1 rRNA gene is annotated in these 1,774 nt (G+C 53.6%); it reads right to left on the reverse strand.

Annotated features, from left to right (window positions below):
• Positions 1-11 precede the first annotated feature (11 nt).
• A 16S ribosomal RNA gene (locus tag HHI26_RS25280) occupies positions 12-1,554 on the reverse strand.
• Between the last annotated feature and the right edge of the window lie 220 nt (positions 1,555-1,774).

The raw sequence follows: 1,774 nt of genomic DNA on the forward strand, positions 1-1,774 counted from the left end.
GTATCTTCAGGTAAGGAGGTGATCCAACCGCAGGTTCCCCTACGGTTACCTTGTTACGACTTCACCCCAGTCATGAATCACAAAGTGGTAAGCGCCCTCCCGAAGGTTAAGCTACCTACTTCTTTTGCAACCCACTCCCATGGTGTGACGGGCGGTGTGTACAAGGCCCGGGAACGTATTCACCGTAGCATTCTGATCTACGATTACTAGCGATTCCGACTTCACGGAGTCGAGTTGCAGACTCCGATCCGGACTACGACGCACTTTATGAGGTCCGCTTGCTCTCGCGAGGTCGCTTCTCTTTGTATGCGCCATTGTAGCACGTGTGTAGCCCTGGCCGTAAGGGCCATGATGACTTGACGTCATCCCCACCTTCCTCCGGTTTATCACCGGCAGTCTCCTTTGAGTTCCCACCATTACGTGCTGGCAACAAAGGATAAGGGTTGCGCTCGTTGCGGGACTTAACCCAACATTTCACAACACGAGCTGACGACAGCCATGCAGCACCTGTCTCACGGTTCCCGAAGGCACTAAGGCATCTCTGCCGAATTCCGTGGATGTCAAGGCCAGGTAAGGTTCTTCGCGTTGCATCGAATTAAACCACATGCTCCACCGCTTGTGCGGGCCCCCGTCAATTCATTTGAGTTTTAACCTTGCGGCCGTACTCCCCAGGCGGTCGACTTAACGCGTTAGCTCCGGAAGCCACGCCTCAAGGGCACAACCTCCAAGTCGACATCGTTTACGGCGTGGACTACCAGGGTATCTAATCCTGTTTGCTCCCCACGCTTTCGCACCTGAGCGTCAGTCTTTGTCCAGGGGGCCGCCTTCGCCACCGGTATTCCTCCAGATCTCTACGCATTTCACCGCTACACCTGGAATTCTACCCCCCTCTACAAGACTCTAGTCTGCCAGTTTCGAATGCAGTTCCCAGGTTGAGCCCGGGGATTTCACATCCGACTTGACAGACCGCCTGCGTGCGCTTTACGCCCAGTAATTCCGATTAACGCTTGCACCCTCCGTATTACCGCGGCTGCTGGCACGGAGTTAGCCGGTGCTTCTTCTGCGGGTAACGTCAATCAGCGAAGCTATTAACTCCACTGCCTTCCTCCCCACTGAAAGTACTTTACAACCCGAAGGCCTTCTTCATACACGCGGCATGGCTGCATCAGGCTTGCGCCCATTGTGCAATATTCCCCACTGCTGCCTCCCGTAGGAGTCTGGACCGTGTCTCAGTTCCAGTGTGGCTGGTCATCCTCTCAGACCAGCTAGGGATCGTCGCCTAGGTGAGCCATTACCCCACCTACTAGCTAATCCCACCTGGGCACATCCGATGGTGTGAGGCCCGAAGGTCCCCCACTTTGGTCCGAAGACGTTATGCGGTATTAGCTACCGTTTCCAGTAGTTATCCCCCTCCATCGGGCAGTTTCCCAGGCATTACTCACCCGTCCGCCACTCGTCACCCAAGGAGCAAGCTCCTCTGTGCTACCGTTCGACTTGCATGTGTTAGGCCTGCCGCCAGCGTTCAATCTGAGCCATGATCAAACTCTTCAATTAAAAGTTCGATTTGCTGCAACAAGTGCAGCGATGCTCAAGTGTAAAACGTCATAATGAATTTCATTATGTGTTCACTCTTAAGACTTGATATTTTTTGTCACCCGGAGGTGACTGATATCAATCCTGCGAGTGCCCACACAGATTGTCTGATAAATTGTTAAAGAGCGGTGCAATCAGTGCCGAAGCTTCCTGTTGCGAGGTGGCGTATATTACGCTTTCC

Origin of the sequence: Erwinia sp. JH02, from assembly GCF_013074405.1 — a bacterium.
Lineage (GTDB): Bacteria > Pseudomonadota > Gammaproteobacteria > Enterobacterales > Enterobacteriaceae > Erwinia > Erwinia rhapontici.